Below are 19110 nucleotides of genomic sequence, written 5' to 3'. Positions count from 1 at the left end.
TATTGTTCATTTACTGGCTAATTGTTACCATGATCACACTTTTGACCCGTTGCGGGTTTGTGTCGGTCCAACGAAGGCCTGAACTCATTGCACGCTAATTTTCATCGGCTCGTCGAGCGGTGTGAGCAATTCAACCAGCAGAAGCAGCAACGTGCCCTGGCGGTCATGAACCGTTACGGCCAGCAGGTGTTTCAGCTGTTACCGGTATTGCTGCACTACCACCACCCCCTGCTGCCGGGTTATGTGCCCGGTGACGTGCCGGCGGGCATCTGCCGTTTTGCTCCCAATCCCTGCCAGCGCGAATTTATCGACGAGCTGTGCCGGGCGGCCAACGGCCACCAGGGCCTGGCCCAGGACCGCCACGAAATCCTCGGGCTCTATTCCATGGGCAGCACCTCCTCCATCGGCCAGGGCCGCCGCTCCGACCTGGATATCTGGGTGTGTCATTCCCACGCCATGACCGCCGAGCGGGTGGCGTTGCTGCAGCAAAAGTGCCTGCTGATTTCCAAATGGGCCGAACAGCGTCGGGTGGAACTCAACTTCTTTTTGATTCCCGATAATAAATTCCGTACCGACAACCAGCAGTGGGTGGAAGGGGAAAGCTGCGGCAGCGCCCAGCACCTGCTGCTGCTGGACGAGTTCTACCGCAGCCACCTGCGCATCGCCGGCAAGCGGCTGGTGTGGCTGTTCGCCCCCGGCAAGCTGGGGCCCGAGTACGATCGCTTTGTGGCCGAGCAGTTCGCCAACGGCACCCTCAATCACGACGACTGGCTCGATCTGGGCGGCTTTGCCCGCATACCGGCGGAAGAATACTTCGGTTCGGCCCTGTGGCAGCTCTACAAGAGCATCGACTCGCCCTACAAGGCGGTGCTTAAAACCGTGCTGATGGAAGCCTATTCCCACGAATATCCCGATACCCAGTTGCTGTGTCGTCAGCACAAGGCGGTGTTTCAGACCGCCGAATCGCTGGATGAAACCCAGGATCACTATGTGCTGATGCTGGAAAAGGTGACCGACTACCTCAAGTCCATCGGCGACGAAAAGCGCCTGGATCTGGTACGCCGCTGCTTTTATCTCAAGGTTTCGGAGGCCCTGGAGCCGGGACAGGAGCACGACGAGGCCTTTGCCTGGCGCCGCCGCACCATGGACCGGTTGATCGCCCTCTGGGACTGGCCGGCGGAAAAACTGGCCAAGCTGGACGACAGAAACAACTGGAAGGTGGAGGAGGTCAGGGCCGCCTACGGCGAGTTGCTCGAAGCCCTGATGCAAAGCTACCGCAGCCTGATCCAGTTCGCCCGGCGCAACAACATCAGTGAGTCCATTAACCCGGAAGACATTGGCATTCTGTCGCGCAAACTCTATGCCGCCTTTGAAAACCTGCCGGGCAAGGTGCAGCTGATTAACCTGCGCATTGCGCCGAATCTGAGCGAGCCGGACATCAGCCTGGTGCAGGTTCCCAAGGGGCGGGCCAACCAGGCCGGCTGGTACCTTTACAAATACGGGCTGTCACCGGTAGAGATTCTGGGGCGCAGCCCGCTGGAACACAGCGACTACGCCAGCCGGCTGGTGGCCTGGGCGCATTTCAACGGCCTGCTGACCGAACAGACCCAGTGGCACCTGTTTAACCAAAGCACGGATCTGGATCTGCAGCACCTGCAGGAATTCAGCCGGGATCTGGCCCGCGTGTTTCCGGTAAGGCTGCCGGCGCCCACCAACCTGGCCCTGAGCCGGCCCTGCGAGGTGCGCCACCTCGGCATCTTCCTCAACCTGGAGCAGGATCCCACCGCCCTTCGCCGGGACAGGCCCATCGAGTTTGGTGCCGATACCAGTGATCCCTTCAGTTTCGGTCGCCAGCGAGAAAACCTGGTGGGCTCGGTAGACATCATCTATCGCAACTCCTGGGACGAGATTCGCACCCTGCATTTTGAAGGAGAGACCGCTGTGGTCGATGCCCTCACCGCCATGCTGGGCAAGATGCACCAGGGGGCCAGCCCGCCCGACAAGGTGGACGTATTTTGCTATAGCCGGCATTTTCGCAGCCTGCTGCGCACCCGCTTTGAGCAACTGGTCAAGGAATGCATCGGGCTGCGGCTGGAGCCGGCACAAGGGCACAGGCTCAAGCGGCTGATGCTGGGGCCGGAGCAGTTCGGCATTTTCTTTGAGCGGCGCGGGGTGAGTGTCAAACGCATGGAGGCGGAACGTAATGGTGCCATGCGGGAGCCCTCGCCCCTCGGTGCCGCTGCGCGGGACGCAACGGCTCGCCGGGGTTATGCACTGCGGCTGGATCAGCATCAGCGGCCGCCGGTACCCGAGGTGGTGGATGCTTATGCCAGCGAGGGGTTGATGCAGTTTTTCTTTGAGAACAGCGGTGAGGGCTACAACCTGTATATTCTGGATGAAGCCAATCGCACCGAGGTGTACCACCAGATTGCCGGCAGCAAGGACGAGCTGGTGCAGAGCATCAACCGTTTCTATACCGCTAACCAGGAGCAGGGGGAAGGACGAAGCCATTTCAGCCACTTCAACCTGCCCCAGTATTACGAAATTGTGCGTGAAGACGGTGAGCAGCGGGTACTGACCTACCGCACCAGCAAGGACGACCGGGATCCGCTGCGGGCCGGGCCGGCCTGAGGAATTACAGCGGCAGCTCGACGCCGCCCTGGCGTTTGGCCTGCAGGCTGAGCCAGCTCAGCAGCTCGTGGCCCTGACGGTTGTCGATCCACTGGTCACCCTGCAGCGCAAAGTGATGACCGTTTTCCCGAGTGGCCAGCCAGATCTGGTGCAGCGGCTCCTGGCGGTTGATCACAAACTTTACCCCGTTCTCAAAGGTCAGGTTCATTACGCCGCCCACGGTTTCACATTCGATGTCTTCACCGCTTTCGTCGATACGTGCCTCAATATGCTCATAAATGGCGTCTGCCAGAGCGTGGAATTCGCTGTCGTTCATTGCCCGCTTCCTATTGCTTTTGAGAATGTGAATGCGATTATAAGAGCCCTGAACCATATTCACAGTCATACGATGAACAAAATCAAGCTGACCGCACTGGTTGCGCTGGTTCTGAGCCTGTCGGCATGCGGCCTCAAGGGCCCGCTGACCCTGCCCGAACCCGAGCAGCAACCCTCTCAGGTTGAGCAGTCGTAAAGGAAACAACCTTGGATTATTTCAATTATCAGGATGATGGCCGCCTTTATGGCGAAGCCTGCGATCTCTCCCGTTTGGCCGAGCAACACGGCACCCCGCTGTATGTCTATTCCCGTGCCACCCTGGAGCGTCACTGGAACGCCTTTGATCAGGCGGCGGGCGAGGTGGACCACCTGGTGTGCTATGCGGTCAAGGCCAACTCCAACCTGGCGGTGCTCAATGTGCTGGCGCGGCTGGGCTCGGGGTTTGACATCGTGTCCGTTGGCGAGCTGCGCCGCGTGATCGCCGCCGGCGGCGATCCGAAAAAGGTGGTGTTCTCGGGCGTGGGCAAGCGTGACGATGAAATTCGCTTTGCCCTGGAGCAGCACATCTTCTGCTTTAACGTGGAGTCGGTGGCGGAGCTTGAGCGCATCAACCGGGTGGCGGGTGCCATGGGCGTCAAGGCGCCGGTATCCATTCGCGTGAACCCGGACATCGACGCCGGCACCCACCCCTATATCTCCACCGGCCTGAAGGAAAACAAGTTCGGCATTCCCATCGAGCAGGCGCGTAGCATCTACCGCCAGGCCGCCGCCATGGGCAGCCTGGAAATTCACGGCGTGGACTGCCATATCGGCTCCCAGCTTACCGAGCTGTCCCCCTTCCTGGAAGCGGTGGACAAGCTGCTGGCGCTGATTGACGGCCTCGCCGAAGACGGCATTCACATTCAGCATCTGGACGTGGGCGGCGGCCTGGGCGTGCGTTACGACAACGAAACCCCGCCGGAGCCGAGCCACTATGCCGAGGAGCTGAAAAAGCGCCTGCAGGGCCGCAACCTGACCCTGGTGTTTGAGCCGGGCCGGGCCATTGCCGCCAACGCCGGCGTGCTGCTGACCCGGGTGGAGCACCTCAAGCCCGGCGAGGCCAAGAACTTTGCCATTGTTGATGCCGCCATGAACGATCTCATTCGTCCGGCCCTGTACAGCGCCTGGCAGGCCATTATTCCGGTAGACAAGACGCTTGAGCGCGACACCGCCGTGTATGACATCGTGGGTCCCATCTGCGAAACCGGCGACTTTATCGGCAAGGATCGCGAGCTGGCCATTACCGAAGGCGATCTGCTGGCGGTCCGCTCCGCCGGAGCCTACGGCTTTGTCATGGCGTCCAACTACAATAGCCGCCCCCGCGCCGCCGAAGTCATGGTGGATGGTGAGCAGGCCTTTGTGGTGCGCGAGCGGGAAGAACTGGCGGATCTGTGGCGGGACGAACACTTGCTGCCCGAGGCCTGAGTCATGAGCACGCTTCATTTCTCCAAGATGCAGGGGCTGGGCAACGACTTTATGGTGGTGGACGGTGTCACCCAGAAGGTCTTTTTCAACCCCGAAGTGATTCGCCAGCTGGCGGATCGCAATTTTGGCGTGGGCTTTGATCAGCTACTGCTGGTGGAGCCGCCCTATGATCCCGAGCTCGACTTTCACTACCGCATCTTTAATGCCGACGGCTCCGAGGTGGAGCAGTGCGGCAACGGGGCCCGTTGCTTTGCCCGCTTTGTGCGGCTCAAGGGCCTGACCAACAAGGATCGCATTGCCGTCAGCACGCAAAAGGGCAATATCGTGCTGCAGTTGGAGAAAGACAACCAGGTTACCGTGAACATGGGCGTGCCCGAGTTCGAGCCGGCCAATATTCCGTTCAAGGCCCAGAAGGCGGAAAAAACCTACCTGGTGCGTGCTCAGGATCAGACCGTGCTGTGCGGTGCCGTGTCCATGGGCAACCCCCACTGTGTGGTGGAGGTGGATGACATCAACACACCTCTGGTGGGCACCCTGGGGCCCGAGCTGGAAACCCATGAGCGTTTCCCGGCCCGGGTCAACGTCGGCTTTATGCAGATAATCAACGCCCGTGAAATCAAACTCAGGGTACATGAGCGCGGTGCCGGCGAAACCCTGGCCTGTGGCACCGGCGCCTGTGCGGCGGCGGTGATGGGCATGAGCTGGGGCAAGCTGGCAGAGCGGGTTCGCGTGCAACTGCCGGGCGGCACCCTGACCATTGCCTGGCAGGGCCCGGGCAAACCGGTATTCATGACCGGCCCGGCCACCCATGTATTTGACGGACAGATCAACCTATGACCGAGAAATGCGCCCTGGCCGACGCCGGCCTGGATGAAAGCCACGTCGCCGAGTACCTGGCGTCCCAGCCGGACTTTTTTGCCCGTCATCCCGGGTTGCTCGATAACTTGCGTCTGCCCCACGAGCAGCGCGGCAGCGTGTCGCTGGTGGAAGCCCGCATGGAGCGTCAGCGGCTGCGCATTCATCAGCTGGAGGAAGAAATTACTCAGCTGATGACGGTGGCCGGCGAGAACGAGCGCATTTTTCGCGTCTACCTCGACATGTATCCCCGGCTGTTTGACTGCCGCACGCCGGCAGAGCTGGAGCAGCGCATTGCCCATGCCCTGCGGGAGCGGCTCAGAGTCACGGCGGTACGGCTGGTGCCGGACGCCCGTTGGTGCAGCCTGCCTCAGGCCCAGGCCGGCGAGCAGCTGGAAAAACTGTATCGGGAACGCATGGCGGGCCAGGATGTCTACCTGGGCCGGCTCGGTCGGGAAGAAAAGCAGCGGCTGTTTGGCGACACCCTGATCAATTCCTGCGCCCTGATCCGCATTGGCCTGCAGGGGGAAATGGGCCTGCTGGCCTTTGGCAGCGCCGACAGCAGCCATTATCGCTCGGGCATGGACACCCTGATCATTCGCCAGCTCGCCGGCTTTCTCGCCCTGCTGCTGCCGCGCATGGTGGCCGATGGCCACGCCTGAACCGGCATTGGCCGGTAAGGTAACCGATTTTCTCGATTACCTGCGGGTGGAGCGCCAGCTCAGCCCGCATACCCTGGACAACTACCGCCGGCATCTGGGCGCCATGAGCGAACAGCTGACCGATCTTCACCTGACCGACTGGCAACATCTCTCGGTGGCCCATGCCCGGGGCCTGGCCACCCGCATGCACAAGCAGGGGCTGTCACCCCGTTCCATCGCCGCCCGGCTCAGCGCCCTGCGCAGCTTTTGCGACTGGCTGGTGCTCACTGGCCGGCTTGACGCCAATCCCGCCAAGGGGGTAAGCGCGCCCAAGCAGGGCCGGCCGTTGCCCAAAAACCTGGACGTGGACGAGCTGCATCAGCTGATGAATCTGGATGAATCCGACCCCCTGGCGGTACGGGACAGGGCCATCATGGAGCTGATGTATTCCTCCGGCCTGCGTCTGGCCGAACTGGTGGCGCTCAACCTGGGGGATGTGCAGTTTGCCGAGCGCCAGGTCAGGGTGACCGGCAAGGGCAACAAGGAGCGTGTGCTACCGGTGGGGCGCATGGCACTGGACTGGCTGCAAAAGTGGCTGAGCGTGCGCCCCGAGCTGGCCGGCCCCGACGAACCGGCATTGTTCGTCAGCAAGCAGCGCCGGCGCATTACCCACCGCAGCGTACAACTGCGCCTGGCCAAACGGGGCCAGCAGCAGGCGCTGTCCAGCCATGTGCACCCCCACAAGCTACGCCACTCTTTCGCCACCCATATGCTGGAGTCCAGCGGCGACCTGCGCGCGGTGCAGGAGCTGCTGGGCCACGCCGATCTGGCCACCACCCAAATCTACACCCACCTCGACTTTCAGCACCTGGCCAACGCCTACGATCAGGCTCACCCCAGGGCCAAACGTAAAAAGGGTGAATAACCCTTTTTGCGATTAAATGTTCTTAATTCTTGCTTAAGTACTAGTCAATAAAAAATCAATTTTAGTTTGTTTTTGTTATGTTACCTTTTTGTTGTCGTGTGGTTTTTGGTGGTTGTACCCTTGTGGTGCGTAGCGCCTCTAACCATAGGTGAAGCCTTTTTAAAGATTGGACCGACTTAGCTTAAGGGATTAAACATGGCTATAAGTAACCTGCTCAAAACCTCTCTGCTGTTAGGCGCCGGTATCGCTCTGGCTGGCCCTGCTTATGCAGAATACCCCAGTCGCCCCATTTCTCTGGTGATCCCCTATGGTACCGGTGGGGTCACGGACATTTCGGCACGTGCCCTAGCCCAGGCGATGGCGGATGAGGTGTCGAAACCCTTGGTGCTGGTAAACCGCACTGGGGCGGGGGGCGCCGCTGGCTCGGCCTTTGTCGCTCACAGCCGGGGGGACGGCTATACCATGGTGGCCGCCCGGGTGGGCTCCCACACGGTCAACCCCGCTATGAAGCAGACTTTGCCTTACCAGCTGGACGACTTCAAAATGGTGGGGGTTTACGAAATCAATCCGGTGGTGTGCATTACCAGCAAAGAGAGTGGTATAGAAAGCATTCACCAGCTGGTAGACAAGGTGCATGCCGAACCGGGTAGCGTCAGTTACAGCTCCTCGGGGGTTGGCTCGTTGCAGCATCTGGCCGGCGCCATGGTGATGAATGCCTTTGGGGTAGATAAGCCTCTAGAAAGCACGGTGCACCTGCCCATGAGGGGAGGCGGTGAAGCGGCGACGGCGGTATTGAACGGCACCGCCACCTTCTTGTGTGAAAGCTCGGCGGCGGTGGCCGGTTTTATCAGGAACGGCCAGGTTAATCCCCTGCTGGTCACCACCAAGGAAAGATTGCCGGGCATAGATGCCCCCACGGCGGCGGAGCTGGAGCACCCCGAACTGGAGACATTGCTTGGCTGGACTGGTATTGCCGGCCCCAAATCATTAGAACCCGAAGTGGCTGCAGCTTGGGTAAAGTGGATGCATACCGCCACGCATAATCCCACCTTTGTAGAAAGCATGGAAAAACTGGGCTCTATTGTGGTGAATATGGGGCCGGAGGAGTCGGAAACTTTTATTAACGGTCAGTATCTCGCCTTCAGGGAGCTGGTGGTCAAGCTAAATATGCAAATTAATTAATAAGCCATATTTTGCGCACCTTCAGGGTGCGCATCACCTTTTAATATTCATGAGGTTTACTTCATGGTTTTTAAAAACAGAGACTTCTCCATCGGAGCTGGAGTATTACTCCTGTCCCTGATGCTGATTTATTATATTGTGCCGGCGTCGGTGGTGTCGCCGGCTAATGTCAGGTTGCTGGTGCTAGACCCTGCGTTCTGGCCCAATGTTATCTCATGGATGATGTTGCTGATTGGCCTTGCCATGATGGCCTCCTCACTGTCAAAAAAACAGAAGGCGGAATCATCCGGAAATAATGGCCTGCTGGCCTGTAAAAAGGAGTGGTATCTGCTGCTCCTTGTTTTGTTTTTTACCGGTTATTACCTTCTGCTCCCTGATCTGGGCATGGTATGGGGGTCCAGTATTGCCTATATTCTGCTTTCCGTCGTGATCTGCAAAACCCAGTATCGTATTTCCGCCGTGCTCGTCGGTATTCTCCTGCCCATTACTCTGTACGCATTCTTTTATCATGTGGCCGGTATCAGTATTCCCCAAAGTGAAATGATGAGGTTGCCATGAGTATGCTTGATACAATGCTTGATGCTTTTTCCATGGTTGCCCAGTGGAGCAGTATTCTGGCTCTGGCGGTGGGGGTGGCCGTGGGGGTTATCTGTGGGGCCATTCCCGGCATGTCCGCCACCATGGCGGTGGCGCTGACCCTGCCCTTTACCTTTGCCCTTGAGCCCGTGGTGGGCATCCTGCTGTTGCTGGGGGTTTACAAGGGAGGCGTCTTTGGAGGCTCCATACCGGCCATTCTGATCAAGACACCGGGTACGCCGGCGTCCAGTGCCACCATTCTGGACGGCTACCCCATGGCCGACAAGGGCCAGGCGGGCAAGGCGCTGGGCATGGCGCTGTATGCGTCCTGTACCGCCGACATCATTTCTAACCTGTCCCTGATTATGTTTGCCGGCTGGCTGGCGTCGTTCGCTATGAGCTTTGGCCCGCCTGAATATTTCACCCTGATGGTGTTCTCCCTAATGATCATTGCCGGTATTTCCGGTGAACACCTGATGAAGGGGCTGTTCTCTGCCGCGCTGGGGCTGCTGCTGGCCACCGTTGGCCTGGATCTGGTGTACGGCACTGATCGCTTCACCATGGGCAGTGTGGATCTGATGAGCGGGCTCAACTTTATTGTGGTGCTTATCGGCCTGTTTGCCCTGCCGGAGATTATTGCCTTTGCCCTGAACCCGTCCGATGACAACGGCAAGGTGCGCCAGCTGGGCAGCAACTTGGTGTCCCTGCAGGAATACAAGCGCTGTTTTCGCTCCATCTGCCGGGGCAGTTTTATCGGTGTGGTGCTCGGGGCCATTCCGGGTATCGGCGCCGCCCCTGCCGCCTTTCTGTCCTACAGTGAGGCCAAACGCAAGTCCTGCAACAAGCAGAACTTTGGCAAGGGGGAAATAGAAGGGGTAGCCGCGGCGGAAGCGGGCAATAACGGGGTGTGCGGCTCTACCCTTATTCCCTTGTTGGCGCTGGGCATTCCCGGTGATGTGATCACCGCTATTATTATCGGCGCCTTTATGATCCACGGCATTCAGCCCGGCCCCATGCTTTTTGAGACCAATGGCAGCTTGGTGTATGCCCTCTTTATGGGGCTGCTGTTAAGTTCTTTCTTCCTGTTTTTTATCGGCGGATTCTCCATTCGCATTTTCAGATTTGTGGCGGACGTACCTAAGTCCATACTTATGCCGGCGGTGCTGGTGCTCTGTGTTTATGGCGCCTATGCGGTGAACAACTCCATGTTTGATATTGTGGTGATGTTTGTTCTGGGCCTGCTGGGTTATCTCTTTCTGCGGCTGGATGTGCCCTCGGCGCCTTTTCTGATTGCCTTTATTCTCAGCCCGCTGCTTGAGGACAATTTCCGACAATCCATGCTGATGTCCAACGGTGACTTCGGTATTTTGTTCCGTGGAGTGATCACCTGGGTATTCTGGTCCCTGACCGCGCTGACCGTATTCTTTCTTGTCAAAAGCCACTTTTGTGGAAAGAGTAAGAAAAAAGGAGGAACGACCGTAGCCTCATCTCTTCAATAGTTGGTTTTATTTGTTCGGCTGAACAATGGCTGTCAACCCGTGTTGGCAGCCATTTTTTTATCAATGTCTTCAAGGAGAATCGATAATGGACTATGTGCTTTCATCCCTAGGCCTTGCGATGAACGTGAGTTATCTGGGCTATATCGCTTTAATCCTGTTTGTGGCCCTGCTATTGCGGGCTGCCATCGGGTTTGGCGATGGTCTGGTGGCGGTGCCGCTGCTGACCCTGTTTATCGAGCTGCGGGAGGCAGTACCCCTGCTGATCGGTCTGTCCACCACCATTTCCTTTATGGCGCTGTGGAAAGACCGGCATTACCTGCAGGCCGGCTCCCTGAAGCGAACCACCATTGCGGCCCTGCTGGGAGTGCCCTTGGGTGTGTTGCTGCTGAGCCTGGGCAATGAGCAGGTGGTGAAGGGGTTGCTGGGCATACTGCTTATCTCCATGGCCTGCTGGAAGCTGTTGCCGAATCCCGGTTTCCAGCTGAAGGGAGATGGCTGGAGCTATTTCTTTGGCGGTCTGGCCGGTATGCTGGGCTCGGCCTATGCCCTGCGGGGCATCGTCTTTACCATTTACGGGGGTCTGCGTGGCTGGAGCCAGAGCCAGTTCAAAAGTACCATCAGCGGCTTTTATATTCTGAGTGGTGTGCTGATCCCGGTGGGGTACGTGTCTGCCGGCCTGATCACGCCCCGTCTTGTCGGATTTTACCTGCTGTTTTTGCCACTGGCCGCGCTGGCCACCCTGGTGGGCAATCGGTTAACCGGCAGCATGAATGCGGAGCTGTTTCAGAAGGTGATCTGGCTGTTTTTGCTGTTCTTTGGAGTAGTGCTGGCAGGGCGTTTGCTGCTGGCGGGGTTCTGATACCAACCCCACTAAAGAAGTGATCAATGTCTAACAGCCAGTCGCATGTAAAATACCGCCATACCGGGCTTGACCCGGTATCTTTATGCGGGCAGATCCTGACTTTGACAGTTTGAACAAATGTTGAGTCCGTTCGGTATGAGCCGAGCGCCGGCATAAAGTGGTAGGCAAAAAAACAGCAGGATGGGAGCACATCCTGCTGCAAAAAAGATAAGGAATTATAGTCAGTTCTGGTTACCGCCGATGGGGCTCCAGGGCTCGGGGATCAGTATCTTGTTTTCAATGCTCTGCACCAGCGGGCGCATCTGCAGGGCATACTTCAGCCACTCCTCACTGGCCTGTAGCTCCTTGCGTCGTTGCCACCTGTCATCCAGGGATTCATATCCCCACATATGCACAACCTGATTCAGGGGGCCGATATCGGTATGGAAATAGCCGATCATATTGCCAAGAATCCGGACCTGAACGTCTTTTCCCAGCTCCTCATACAGCTTGAGGAACTCCCCCAGTTTGCCGTTTTTCAGGGTATAAATACGCTCATCGATAAACATGACTTTCTCCACTCGTGTAATGTTGGATATTTATTGCCGCCTGCTGCGGAGCAGGGAAGCTTTTCTCAGGCGTTAGCAAGCCGTCAGTCATGGCGTCCGGTCAGGGAACCGGGCACCCGGGTTTATTTACGTTTTGCGTGGCCCTGACTCAGGCCGGTTACTTCATGGTCGGCATGGAAAACTGAGACTGGGTGTTGTTTTCCTGCCAGCGGGAAGTAATGGTCTTTAGCTTGGTGAAGAAGCGCACGCCTTCCATGCCGTGCATATGATGGTCGCCAAAAAGGGAGCCTTTCCAGCCGCCAAAGCTGTGGAAGGCCATAGGCACGGGGATGGGCACGTTAATGCCCACCATGCCAGCCTGAACGCGGGCGGCAAACTCGCGGGCGGCATGTCCTTCGCGGGTAAAAATGGCGGTGCCATTGCCGTATTCATGGCGGTTGATAAGCTCCAGTGCCTGCTCATAATCATCCACCCGCACCACGGAGAGCACGGGCCCGAAGATCTCCTGCTGGTAAATGCGCATGTCGGGGGTGACATGGTCAAACAGGCAACCGCCCATAAAAAAGCCGTCTCCGTGATCCGGATGATCGGTCCGGCGACCATCGACGACTAGCTTGGCGCCTTCTTTCAGGCCGCTGTCCACAAAGCTGAGCACTGTGTCCAGATGTTCCCGGGTGACTAGTGGCCCCATCTCGGCGTCGGGATGAGTGCCGGGCAACACCCGTAACTCTTCCAACCGTTCCTTCAGGGCGGCCATCAGAGGGTCGGCAATGTCACCGACCGCCACGGCCACCGATATAGCCATGCAGCGCTCGCCGGCCGAGCCATAGGCCGCGCCCATCAGCGCATTGACCGTTGAGTCCAGATCGGCATCCGGCATGATGATGGCGTGGTTTTTGGCTCCGCCCAGCGCCTGCACCCGCTTGCCGTGTTCGATGCCGACCCTTTGTACATAGCGGGCAATGGGGGTGGAGCCCACAAAGCTGACCGCGCTGATCCCCGGATGGGTCAGTAGCGTATCCACCGCTTCTTTGTCACCGTTGACCACGTTGAACACGCCCGCGGGCAGCCCCGCTTCCGCAAACAGCTCGGCCAGGCGGAGGGTGCTGGTGGGGTCCTTTTCCGACGGCTTCATGATGAAGGTGTTGCCGCAGGCGATGGCGATGGGGAACATCCACAGCGGTACCATGACCGGAAAATTGAACGGGGAAATGCCGGCACAGACGCCCACCGGCTGGCGGACGGACCAGCTGTCGACCCGGGTGCCCACGTTTTCGCTATATTCGCCTTTTAGCAGGTGTGGAATGCCGCAGGCGAATTCCACCACCTCAATGCCCCGGGTAACTTCCCCCCTGGCATCGTCCAGCACCTTGCCGTGTTCCCTGGAGATCAGCAAAGCCAGTTCATCGATGTTGTCGTTCAGCAGTTGCAGAAACTTCATCATGATACGGGCCCGGCGTACCGCCGGGGTGGCCGACCAGGAAGGTAGGGCCCGGGTGGCGGCCTGAATGGCGTCCTCCACTTCCGCGCCCGTGGCCAGGGTCAGCTGGGCAGTCTGCAGGCCGGTGGCGGGGTTGAATACCGCGCTGTGACGGTCACCGCGACCGGTGACGGTTTCGCCATTAATATGGTGTCCTAACTGGTTCATTTTTTATCACTCCCTTGATATGGCATTACATTGACAATTTGAATGGGGGTATTGTCCGGCTCGCCGATCACTTCATCGGCGCGGCTGGTGGTTTCACCGTAACGTTTCAGGGCGGGGGGTTTGAGCCCCTCATACAGCTTTTCCAGTTTGGCGTTGACGGCGCGCTCATGGTTGACGAACAGGCTGTTGCCTTCCCGGTCGTTATCAACAATAAAGGGGCCGATTTCTTCCACTTCAAAGATCCACATGGCCTGGGCGATGCCGTTTTCTTCCAGCCAGTGCACATCCTTTACCCGTTTGATGCCACGCCCCAGCAGGGCGCCGGCGCCGTATCCCACCGTGGACAGGTAGCGGGCTCCATAAGGCATAAACACCTCGCGGTAGGCTTCTTCCGGCATGCCGCCCTTGCCGATAATGATCTTGGCGCCGGAGGTGTCGAACCAGTCCTTCATCCACTTGCCAAAGCGGAAGCTGGCGGTGGCGGTCACCGCGCCCACATCGTAGCCTCCTTCGGTATTGGGGCTGGCGGCCGGCGAACAGTGAAAGTTGACATTGGATATAGCGCGAATGTCGACCGGCAGCTCATCCCCACTTTCCAGAACTTTTTTGTACACCCCTTCCCGGGCGGTATAGAGGGTACCAGTCAGGTAAACCACATCCCCCTGCTCCAGCTTGTCGACATCTTCCTGGGATACCGGTACTTGCAGTTTGACCACTCTCATCTGGCTCATCAGATACCCTCCCTGCGATAAAAGTCGGTGAACCACTGGGGATCGTCCCTGAATTCCACCCGGCCATCGCTGTAAATACGCGCCGCGGCCCGGCGGGAGGAGTGACAGAAGGAATGAATGCTCATTGGCATGCCCCCGGTGTGGGTGTAGGCCACCTCAACATGGCAGTCGACCACCAGGGTGTTGCCCTTGAAGCCCATGGGCCCCATGCCAATGCTGTTGCCCAGCTCTTTCAGCTCCTGTTCTAGTCTGGCGACCTCCGGATCCGGGTTGACATCACCCACCACCCGCAGACAGGCGGCTTCTTTGCCAATACGCATACAGGTGTCCTTGTTGCCGCCCAGGCCCACCCCTATGATGGCGGGCTGACAGGCCAGGCCCCGGCGTCCGAACGACGCCATGGTGTCGAGAAAGAACCGCTTGATACCGTCGATACCGTCGCCCGGAAACAACATACGGTAATCGGTACCGAACAGGCCGCCTTTATGCACGGTGATCAGGTCAATCCAGTCTCCGCCCGGCTCAAAGGTATATTCGATTTCCGGAGCATGGATGCCCAGGTTGTTGTTGTTGTCCTTGCGGGTTAACGGATGCACGCGGTTCGGGCGCAGCGGGATCTCCTGGGTGCCCCTGACCACCGCCTCACGCACGGCGTGTTCCAGGGCCACAAAGCCCCCTTCCACCATGGCCTCGTTCCCCGCCTTGACATAAAACCGCGGCAGGCCGGTGTCGGCACACATGGGTCGGCGGTCTTTTTCGGCCACGTCGTAGTTTTCCAGCATGGTCTTGATCACAAAGCAGGACAGGTTTTCGGTTTCCTGGCTGGCCGCCTGCTGCAGGGCCTGCTTGTAATCGGGGGGAATGTCGATTGCCGCCCGTGCCATCAGTGCCGTTGCCGTTTCCAGTACCAGTTGCTGGGGTATCCGTTTTGCGCTCATCATGCGACTCCCATTTTCGCTTCTTGCTCTTCCATAATCAGGGTCTGCCCGGGTTTGACCCGAGTGAACTCCACCGGAACTTCTGTCACTGCTATCTCATTGCCATGCTGGCTCGACCGGATATAGGTCGAGGTCTCCAGATCGCCCTTGTCGGGGTAATCATCCCGGAAATGCGCGCCCCGGGAATTTTTGCGAAGCTGCGCCGACTTGATAATGGTGAGGCTGACGCTGATCTGGGAATGCAGGTTCAGCCAGTCGTGCCAGGTCTGGTTATAGGCCTTGGCCCGCTCGGGAATACCCAGTTGCAGCAGCTCTTCACGAATGGCCAGCACATCCTTGTAGGCACGCTCCAGCCCTTCGGCATTGCGGATAATGCCGGCGTCATCCCACATCTTGTCGAGCAGCCGGTAACGAAGGTCATTGAGATCCCCCGGCTGGTTGCGGAAGGGGGTCTCGATAAAGTCCATGGCTCGGGCCATGCTCGCCTGATCCGGCTCGGCAAAGCGACCCTCGCGTTCTACCCAGTCAGCCATCACATCACCGGCAATGCCGCCAAATACGGTGGAGTTGGCCACTCCGTTGCCGCCAAGGCGGTTACCGCCATGGACGCCGCCGGCATCCTCACCGGCGCAGTAGAGCCCCGGCAGGGTGGTTTCGCAGTTCACGTTGACCTCAACGCCCCCCATCATGTAGTGGGCGGTGGGCACCACCTCCACCAGACCGCCGGCGAGATCTGCGCCCACGTCCTGGCAGCGGCTGACCATACCCTTGAACTTCTCGCGTACATTGTCCGGACCCAGGTGGCCCATGCTGATATGCACACCGCCGCTCTTGGTGGTGTTGCCCTTGCGCATCTCGCGATAAATGGAGCGGGAGACCACGTCGCGGGTGGCGCGCTCGCCACGCTCGTCATAGGAGTGCATAAAGCGCTCACCCTTGCCATTGAGCAGGTGTCCGCCGGCCCCGCGCAGCCCTTCTTCCAGCACTGTGCCGGTCAGCCGGGTACCTTCTCCTGCCAGCAGGCCGGTGGGGTGGAATTGCACCATTTCCATGTCGCGCAGATTCAGCCCGGCTCGCAGCGCCATGGCCAGGCCGTCGCAGGATTTTTCGCCGGAAGGGGTGTGATAGCGATACATGGTCGGGCCGCCACCGGTGCCCAGCATGACCGCCTTGGCCTGCACAAACAGCGGCTTGCCGGTGCGCAGGTTGACCATCAGAATGCCGGCAATCCGCTCGCCGTCCTCGGATTTGATAATCTCGATGGCCCTGTGATCCTCGAGCCGGTCGATGGGACGGGCCCAGACCTGCTCGGACAGCCGGTTGATGATCTCGATACCGGTCAGATCCCCCTTGTGAATAGTGCGATCAAAGGTCTGGCCCGCGAACGCCTTGCCGTGCAGGGAGCCGTCTTCCACCCGATCAAAGAAACAGCCGATCTCGTTTTCCAGCTCCAGCACGCGGCCGGGGGCTGTTTCTACCAGTTTCCAGGCCAGCTCCTGGTTGGGAATCCAGTAGCCGCCGTGAATGGTATCCATAAAATGGCGCTCTACCGAATCCCCCGGATTCAGGGCTACGTTATAGCCCCCCTGTACCATGCGGGTGCAGCCGCATTTGCCCAGCAGGCCCTTGACGGCCACGGTGATCTTCAGTTCCGGGTTGCTTCTGTAGGAATGCAGTGCGGCAAACAGGCCGGCGCCACCAGAGCCCAGAATAAGAATATCGGTCTGTTTGGTTTCAATATTCATAAATTCCCCTCGTTATCCTGCAAAGGACACCATCGAATGTTTTAAGGCCAAATACTCAGAGTGCCCTCAGAAGAAATAAACAACCTGTTGCGGCGGCACCGGTGGCGGCAGCGGATATCAGGTAGCCCTGCCATTCTTTCCAGGCAAAGAACTCGATAATCAACAGCCGGACACCCCCCAGCAGGTGAATGGCCAGCAGGCCCACCAGACCGGCCTCGGCAAACTTGACGAGGGGCGCATCCGCCCAGTAAAGAAAGCCGTCCAGTACTTCCGGGCCCTGCAAGATCAGGCTCAGCACCATAAAGTGAAAGGGAAGAAAGAGGGCCAGGGCCACGCCCGACCAGCGCTGGACAAAGGACGCCCAGTACTCTTTTTTGTCTCGGTTCTTTTTCATAGCACCAGGCCTCCTACCGCAGAAATACCCGTGATACAGAGCATCAGGAAAAAGACGGCCAGCGCCAGGTTGGCACCTGTTCCCTGCCAACCCATGACTTCCCTGGCCACGGTGCGCAGACCGATAACGGAATGGGTGGCCGCCGCCAGGGTAAACAGGGCATAAAACAGGCCGAGTAAATAGTTTCCGCTGGTTCGCTGCAGTATCTCGGAGGCGGACAGGCCTCCCTGAATCGCGATAATCATGCCGGTAATATGAATGACCACGAACAGCCCCAGCAGCATGCCGCTCAGGCGATGCGCCAGCCACAGCTTGAATTCGGTTCTTTTATTCATATTTCCCCCTTCAGCGTGGCCAGGGAGACTGCCTTCTTCAGACCGGCAATGGAGCGCGTTGGGTTCAGCCCCAGGGGGCAGCGCGCCACACACTGGGAATTGGTATGGCAATTCTGACAGCCGCCATCGCTACTGACCGCGATCAGACGTTCCGGGTTGGCGTAATCCTTGGCATCGTTGATCAGTGACCAGGCCCGGTTCAGGGCCGCCGGACCTAGGTAGGCAGGATTGGACTCCACCACGTCACAGGCGGAATAGCAGCAACCACAGTTGATGCATTCAATGGCATCGTCCGCTTTTTGCCGCTGCTTGTCGTCGGGCTTGATGGGCACAAAGTGCTCAACGGGAGCGGGGGCGGGCTCGAACCGGCCCTTGGCCGACTGCCATTTTTTGAAAAATGGCTCCATGTCCACCACCAGATCCTTGACGATCGGCAGATTGGCCAGGGGTTTGAGGGTCAATTGCCCGTTTTGTACCACATTGCGAACCAGGGTCCGGCAGGTCCAGCGCGGCTTGCCGTTCACCTGCATGGCGCAGGAGCCGCACATGCCGACCCGGCAGGCAAAACGGTAGGACAGAGAGCTGTCCACGGAGCGCTGAACATGGGTCAGCAGATCCAGGATGGTTTGATCTTCCACAAAGGGAACTTCAAAGGCTTCGAATGCACCGTCTTCCTGACCGCGCCAGATAGATACGCTTATTTTCTCGTGCTTGGTTTCCATACTCTCAGTTCCTCGTCGGAAAAATGACTGCGGGATCAATGGCTGTCACTTCACTGAGGTCATCATATTTAACTAGCCTTTCTTATGATAACGATATAAATTTAACAACAACTTAATATTGTCTTAAGAAATGCCCTGAGGGGCGATCCCACTTCAACCGAGGCCGCAGACATGTCGATTCGCCACCTGAAAACCCTCGTCGCCATTGCCGACAAAGGCTCCTTTGTGGAAGCGGCGGAGGCGGTGTTTATTACCCAGGCCGCCGTGAGCATGCAGATGAAGGCGCTGGAGGAAGAACTGAAAATATCGCTGTTTGACCGCACCCGGCGGCCACCGGTGCTGAACGCCGTGGGCATGGCCCTGGTGCCCAAGGCCAGGGAACTGGTCAGGCATTATGAGCAGCTGATGGAAACCTCGGCCATTATCGACAAGCTGTCCGGACAGCTGTCTCTGGGCTCGGTGCCCACCATGCTGACCGGGGTGCTGCCAACGGCCCTGGCCAGCCTGCGTCAGTCATTGCCCCAGCTGCATATTTCCGTCTCCAGCGGCCAGTCCAACTCCCTGATCGCCCAAGTGGACAGAGGCGCGATTGATGCCGCCATTATCAGCGAGACGTCCTCGGAGCGTCCGGGGCTGAAATGGACCCCCTTTGGTGCAGAGCCGCTGATTGTTATTGCGCCCATCGACTCACCCAATGATCCCCCCGAAGTGCTGCTACAGACCCATCCCTTTATTCGTTTCAACAAAAATGAATTTGTCGGCCAGTTGATCGAGGAGCACCTGAAAAATCTGGGAATCGTGGTGAACGACATTATGGAGCTGAATACCCTGGAGGCCATTTCCGCCATGGTCTATCACGGCCTGGGCGTGTCCATCATTCCCCAGTCCAGCATTCAGTATCCAGGCACTTTGCCCCTGAAGCGCATTCCCTTTACCAACAAGGCGCCGCACCGGGTACTGGGGCTGATCGAAAAAGAGGACAGCAGCAAGGCGCACCTGACCAAGGAGCTGATCTCGGAGCTGGCCCAGACGATACGGGGAGGGAGGCGGGTATAGGTACTGCAGAGCCAGGGATTTTACTTGCCTTCTTGAGTACAAT

The 19110-nt window shown here is 58.5% G+C and carries 20 protein-coding genes; 11 read left to right on the top strand and 9 right to left on the bottom strand.

The window, feature by feature from the left end:
• Positions 1-87: 87 nt before the first annotated feature.
• Positions 88-2631 (top strand): class I adenylate cyclase, encoded by a 2544-nt coding sequence (locus B6S08_RS12040; protein WP_094201052.1) that lies wholly within the window; start codon positions 88-90, stop codon positions 2629-2631.
• A 4-nt stretch (positions 2632-2635) separates the two neighbouring features.
• Here B6S08_RS12040 and cyaY read toward each other — a convergent pair whose 3' ends face one another.
• Positions 2636-2947 carry an iron donor protein CyaY gene (gene cyaY / locus B6S08_RS12035; protein WP_094201051.1) on the bottom strand — a complete coding sequence of 104 codons (312 nt, stop codon included), beginning with the start codon at positions 2945-2947 and terminating at the stop codon, positions 2636-2638.
• Positions 2948-3019: 72 nt separating this feature from the next.
• On the opposite strand from cyaY, the gene lptM reads away from it, so the two are divergent.
• The 9 genes from lptM (at position 3020) to B6S08_RS11995 (ending at position 10947) form a co-directional block, all read left to right on the top strand.
• Positions 3020-3142, top strand: coding sequence for an LPS translocon maturation chaperone LptM (lptM, locus tag B6S08_RS18265; RefSeq protein WP_141202192.1), 123 nt, complete (start codon positions 3020-3022; stop codon positions 3140-3142).
• Between the two features lie 11 nt (positions 3143-3153).
• Positions 3154-4410 carry a diaminopimelate decarboxylase gene (gene lysA, locus B6S08_RS12030; protein WP_094201050.1) on the top strand — a complete coding sequence of 419 codons (1257 nt, stop codon included), beginning with the start codon at positions 3154-3156 and terminating at the stop codon, positions 4408-4410.
• A 3-nt stretch (positions 4411-4413) separates the two neighbouring features.
• A complete protein-coding gene (gene dapF / locus B6S08_RS12025) occupies positions 4414-5247 on the top strand; it encodes a diaminopimelate epimerase (protein WP_094201049.1) in 834 nt (277 codons plus the stop codon).
• A complete protein-coding gene (locus tag B6S08_RS12020; protein ID WP_094201048.1) occupies positions 5244-5927 on the top strand; it encodes a DUF484 family protein in 684 nt (227 codons plus the stop codon). The genes dapF and B6S08_RS12020 overlap by 4 nt, the downstream gene beginning before the upstream one ends.
• Positions 5914-6831, top strand: a complete 918-nt coding sequence (gene xerC, locus B6S08_RS12015; protein ID WP_094201047.1) for a tyrosine recombinase XerC — start codon at positions 5914-5916, stop codon at positions 6829-6831. Before B6S08_RS12020 ends, xerC begins: the two co-directional genes overlap by 14 nt.
• A gap of 195 nt (positions 6832-7026) precedes the next feature.
• Positions 7027-8013 carry a Bug family tripartite tricarboxylate transporter substrate binding protein gene (locus B6S08_RS12010; RefSeq protein WP_094201046.1) on the top strand — a complete coding sequence of 329 codons (987 nt, stop codon included), beginning with the start codon at positions 7027-7029 and terminating at the stop codon, positions 8011-8013.
• Positions 8014-8076: 63 nt separating this feature from the next.
• Positions 8077-8571 carry a tripartite tricarboxylate transporter TctB family protein gene (locus B6S08_RS12005; protein ID WP_094201045.1) on the top strand — a complete coding sequence of 165 codons (495 nt, stop codon included), beginning with the start codon at positions 8077-8079 and terminating at the stop codon, positions 8569-8571.
• Entirely contained in the window at positions 8568-10088 is a 1521-nt protein-coding gene (locus tag B6S08_RS12000) for a tripartite tricarboxylate transporter permease (RefSeq protein ID WP_094201044.1), read from the top strand. The genes B6S08_RS12005 and B6S08_RS12000 overlap by 4 nt, the downstream gene beginning before the upstream one ends.
• Before the next feature lie 85 nt (positions 10089-10173).
• The gene (locus B6S08_RS11995) at positions 10174-10947 is read left to right on the top strand and encodes a TSUP family transporter (RefSeq protein ID WP_169716402.1); all 774 of its coding nucleotides are present in this window, start codon (positions 10174-10176) and stop codon (positions 10945-10947) included.
• Between the two features lie 224 nt (positions 10948-11171).
• On the opposite strand, the gene B6S08_RS11990 is transcribed toward B6S08_RS11995, so the two are convergent.
• The 8 genes from B6S08_RS11990 to B6S08_RS11955 form a co-directional block, all read right to left on the bottom strand.
• Positions 11172-11498: an NIPSNAP family protein gene (locus tag B6S08_RS11990; protein ID WP_094201042.1), complete on the bottom strand. Its 327-nt coding sequence runs from the start codon at positions 11496-11498 to the stop codon at positions 11172-11174.
• A 157-nt stretch (positions 11499-11655) separates the two neighbouring features.
• Positions 11656-13146, bottom strand: coding sequence for a CoA-acylating methylmalonate-semialdehyde dehydrogenase (locus tag B6S08_RS11985; RefSeq protein ID WP_094201041.1), 1491 nt, complete (start codon positions 13144-13146; stop codon positions 11656-11658).
• The gene (locus B6S08_RS11980) at positions 13143-13877 is read right to left on the bottom strand and encodes a fumarate hydratase C-terminal domain-containing protein (protein ID WP_094201040.1); all 735 of its coding nucleotides are present in this window, start codon (positions 13875-13877) and stop codon (positions 13143-13145) included. The genes B6S08_RS11985 and B6S08_RS11980 overlap by 4 nt, the downstream gene beginning before the upstream one ends.
• Positions 13877-14815 (bottom strand): fumarate hydratase, encoded by a 939-nt coding sequence (locus B6S08_RS11975; protein ID WP_094201086.1) that lies wholly within the window; start codon positions 14813-14815, stop codon positions 13877-13879. The genes B6S08_RS11980 and B6S08_RS11975 overlap by 1 nt, the downstream gene beginning before the upstream one ends.
• On the bottom strand, positions 14815-16560 hold the full coding sequence (locus B6S08_RS11970) for an L-aspartate oxidase (protein WP_094201039.1): 1746 nt from the start codon (positions 16558-16560) through the stop codon (positions 14815-14817). Before B6S08_RS11970 ends, B6S08_RS11975 begins: the two co-directional genes overlap by 1 nt.
• A 55-nt stretch (positions 16561-16615) precedes the next feature.
• Positions 16616-16954: a succinate dehydrogenase/fumarate reductase transmembrane subunit gene (locus B6S08_RS11965; protein WP_094201038.1), complete on the bottom strand. Its 339-nt coding sequence runs from the start codon at positions 16952-16954 to the stop codon at positions 16616-16618.
• Complete coding sequence (locus tag B6S08_RS11960) at positions 16951-17289, bottom strand: hypothetical protein (protein WP_094201037.1); 339 nt, start codon at positions 17287-17289, stop codon at positions 16951-16953. Before B6S08_RS11960 ends, B6S08_RS11965 begins: the two co-directional genes overlap by 4 nt.
• Complete coding sequence (locus tag B6S08_RS11955; RefSeq protein ID WP_094201036.1) at positions 17286-18011, bottom strand: succinate dehydrogenase/fumarate reductase iron-sulfur subunit; 726 nt, start codon at positions 18009-18011, stop codon at positions 17286-17288. Before B6S08_RS11955 ends, B6S08_RS11960 begins: the two co-directional genes overlap by 4 nt.
• Before the next feature lie 171 nt (positions 18012-18182).
• Between B6S08_RS11955 and B6S08_RS11950 the strand changes: the two genes are divergently transcribed.
• The gene (locus B6S08_RS11950; RefSeq protein WP_094201035.1) at positions 18183-19067 is read left to right on the top strand and encodes a LysR family transcriptional regulator; all 885 of its coding nucleotides are present in this window, start codon (positions 18183-18185) and stop codon (positions 19065-19067) included.
• Positions 19068-19110 lie beyond the last annotated feature (43 nt).

It is taken from the genome of Oceanimonas doudoroffii (genome assembly GCF_002242685.1).
GTDB lineage: Bacteria > Pseudomonadota > Gammaproteobacteria > Enterobacterales > Aeromonadaceae > Oceanimonas > Oceanimonas doudoroffii.
This window is presented reverse-complemented; position numbering and strand designations above follow the sequence as displayed.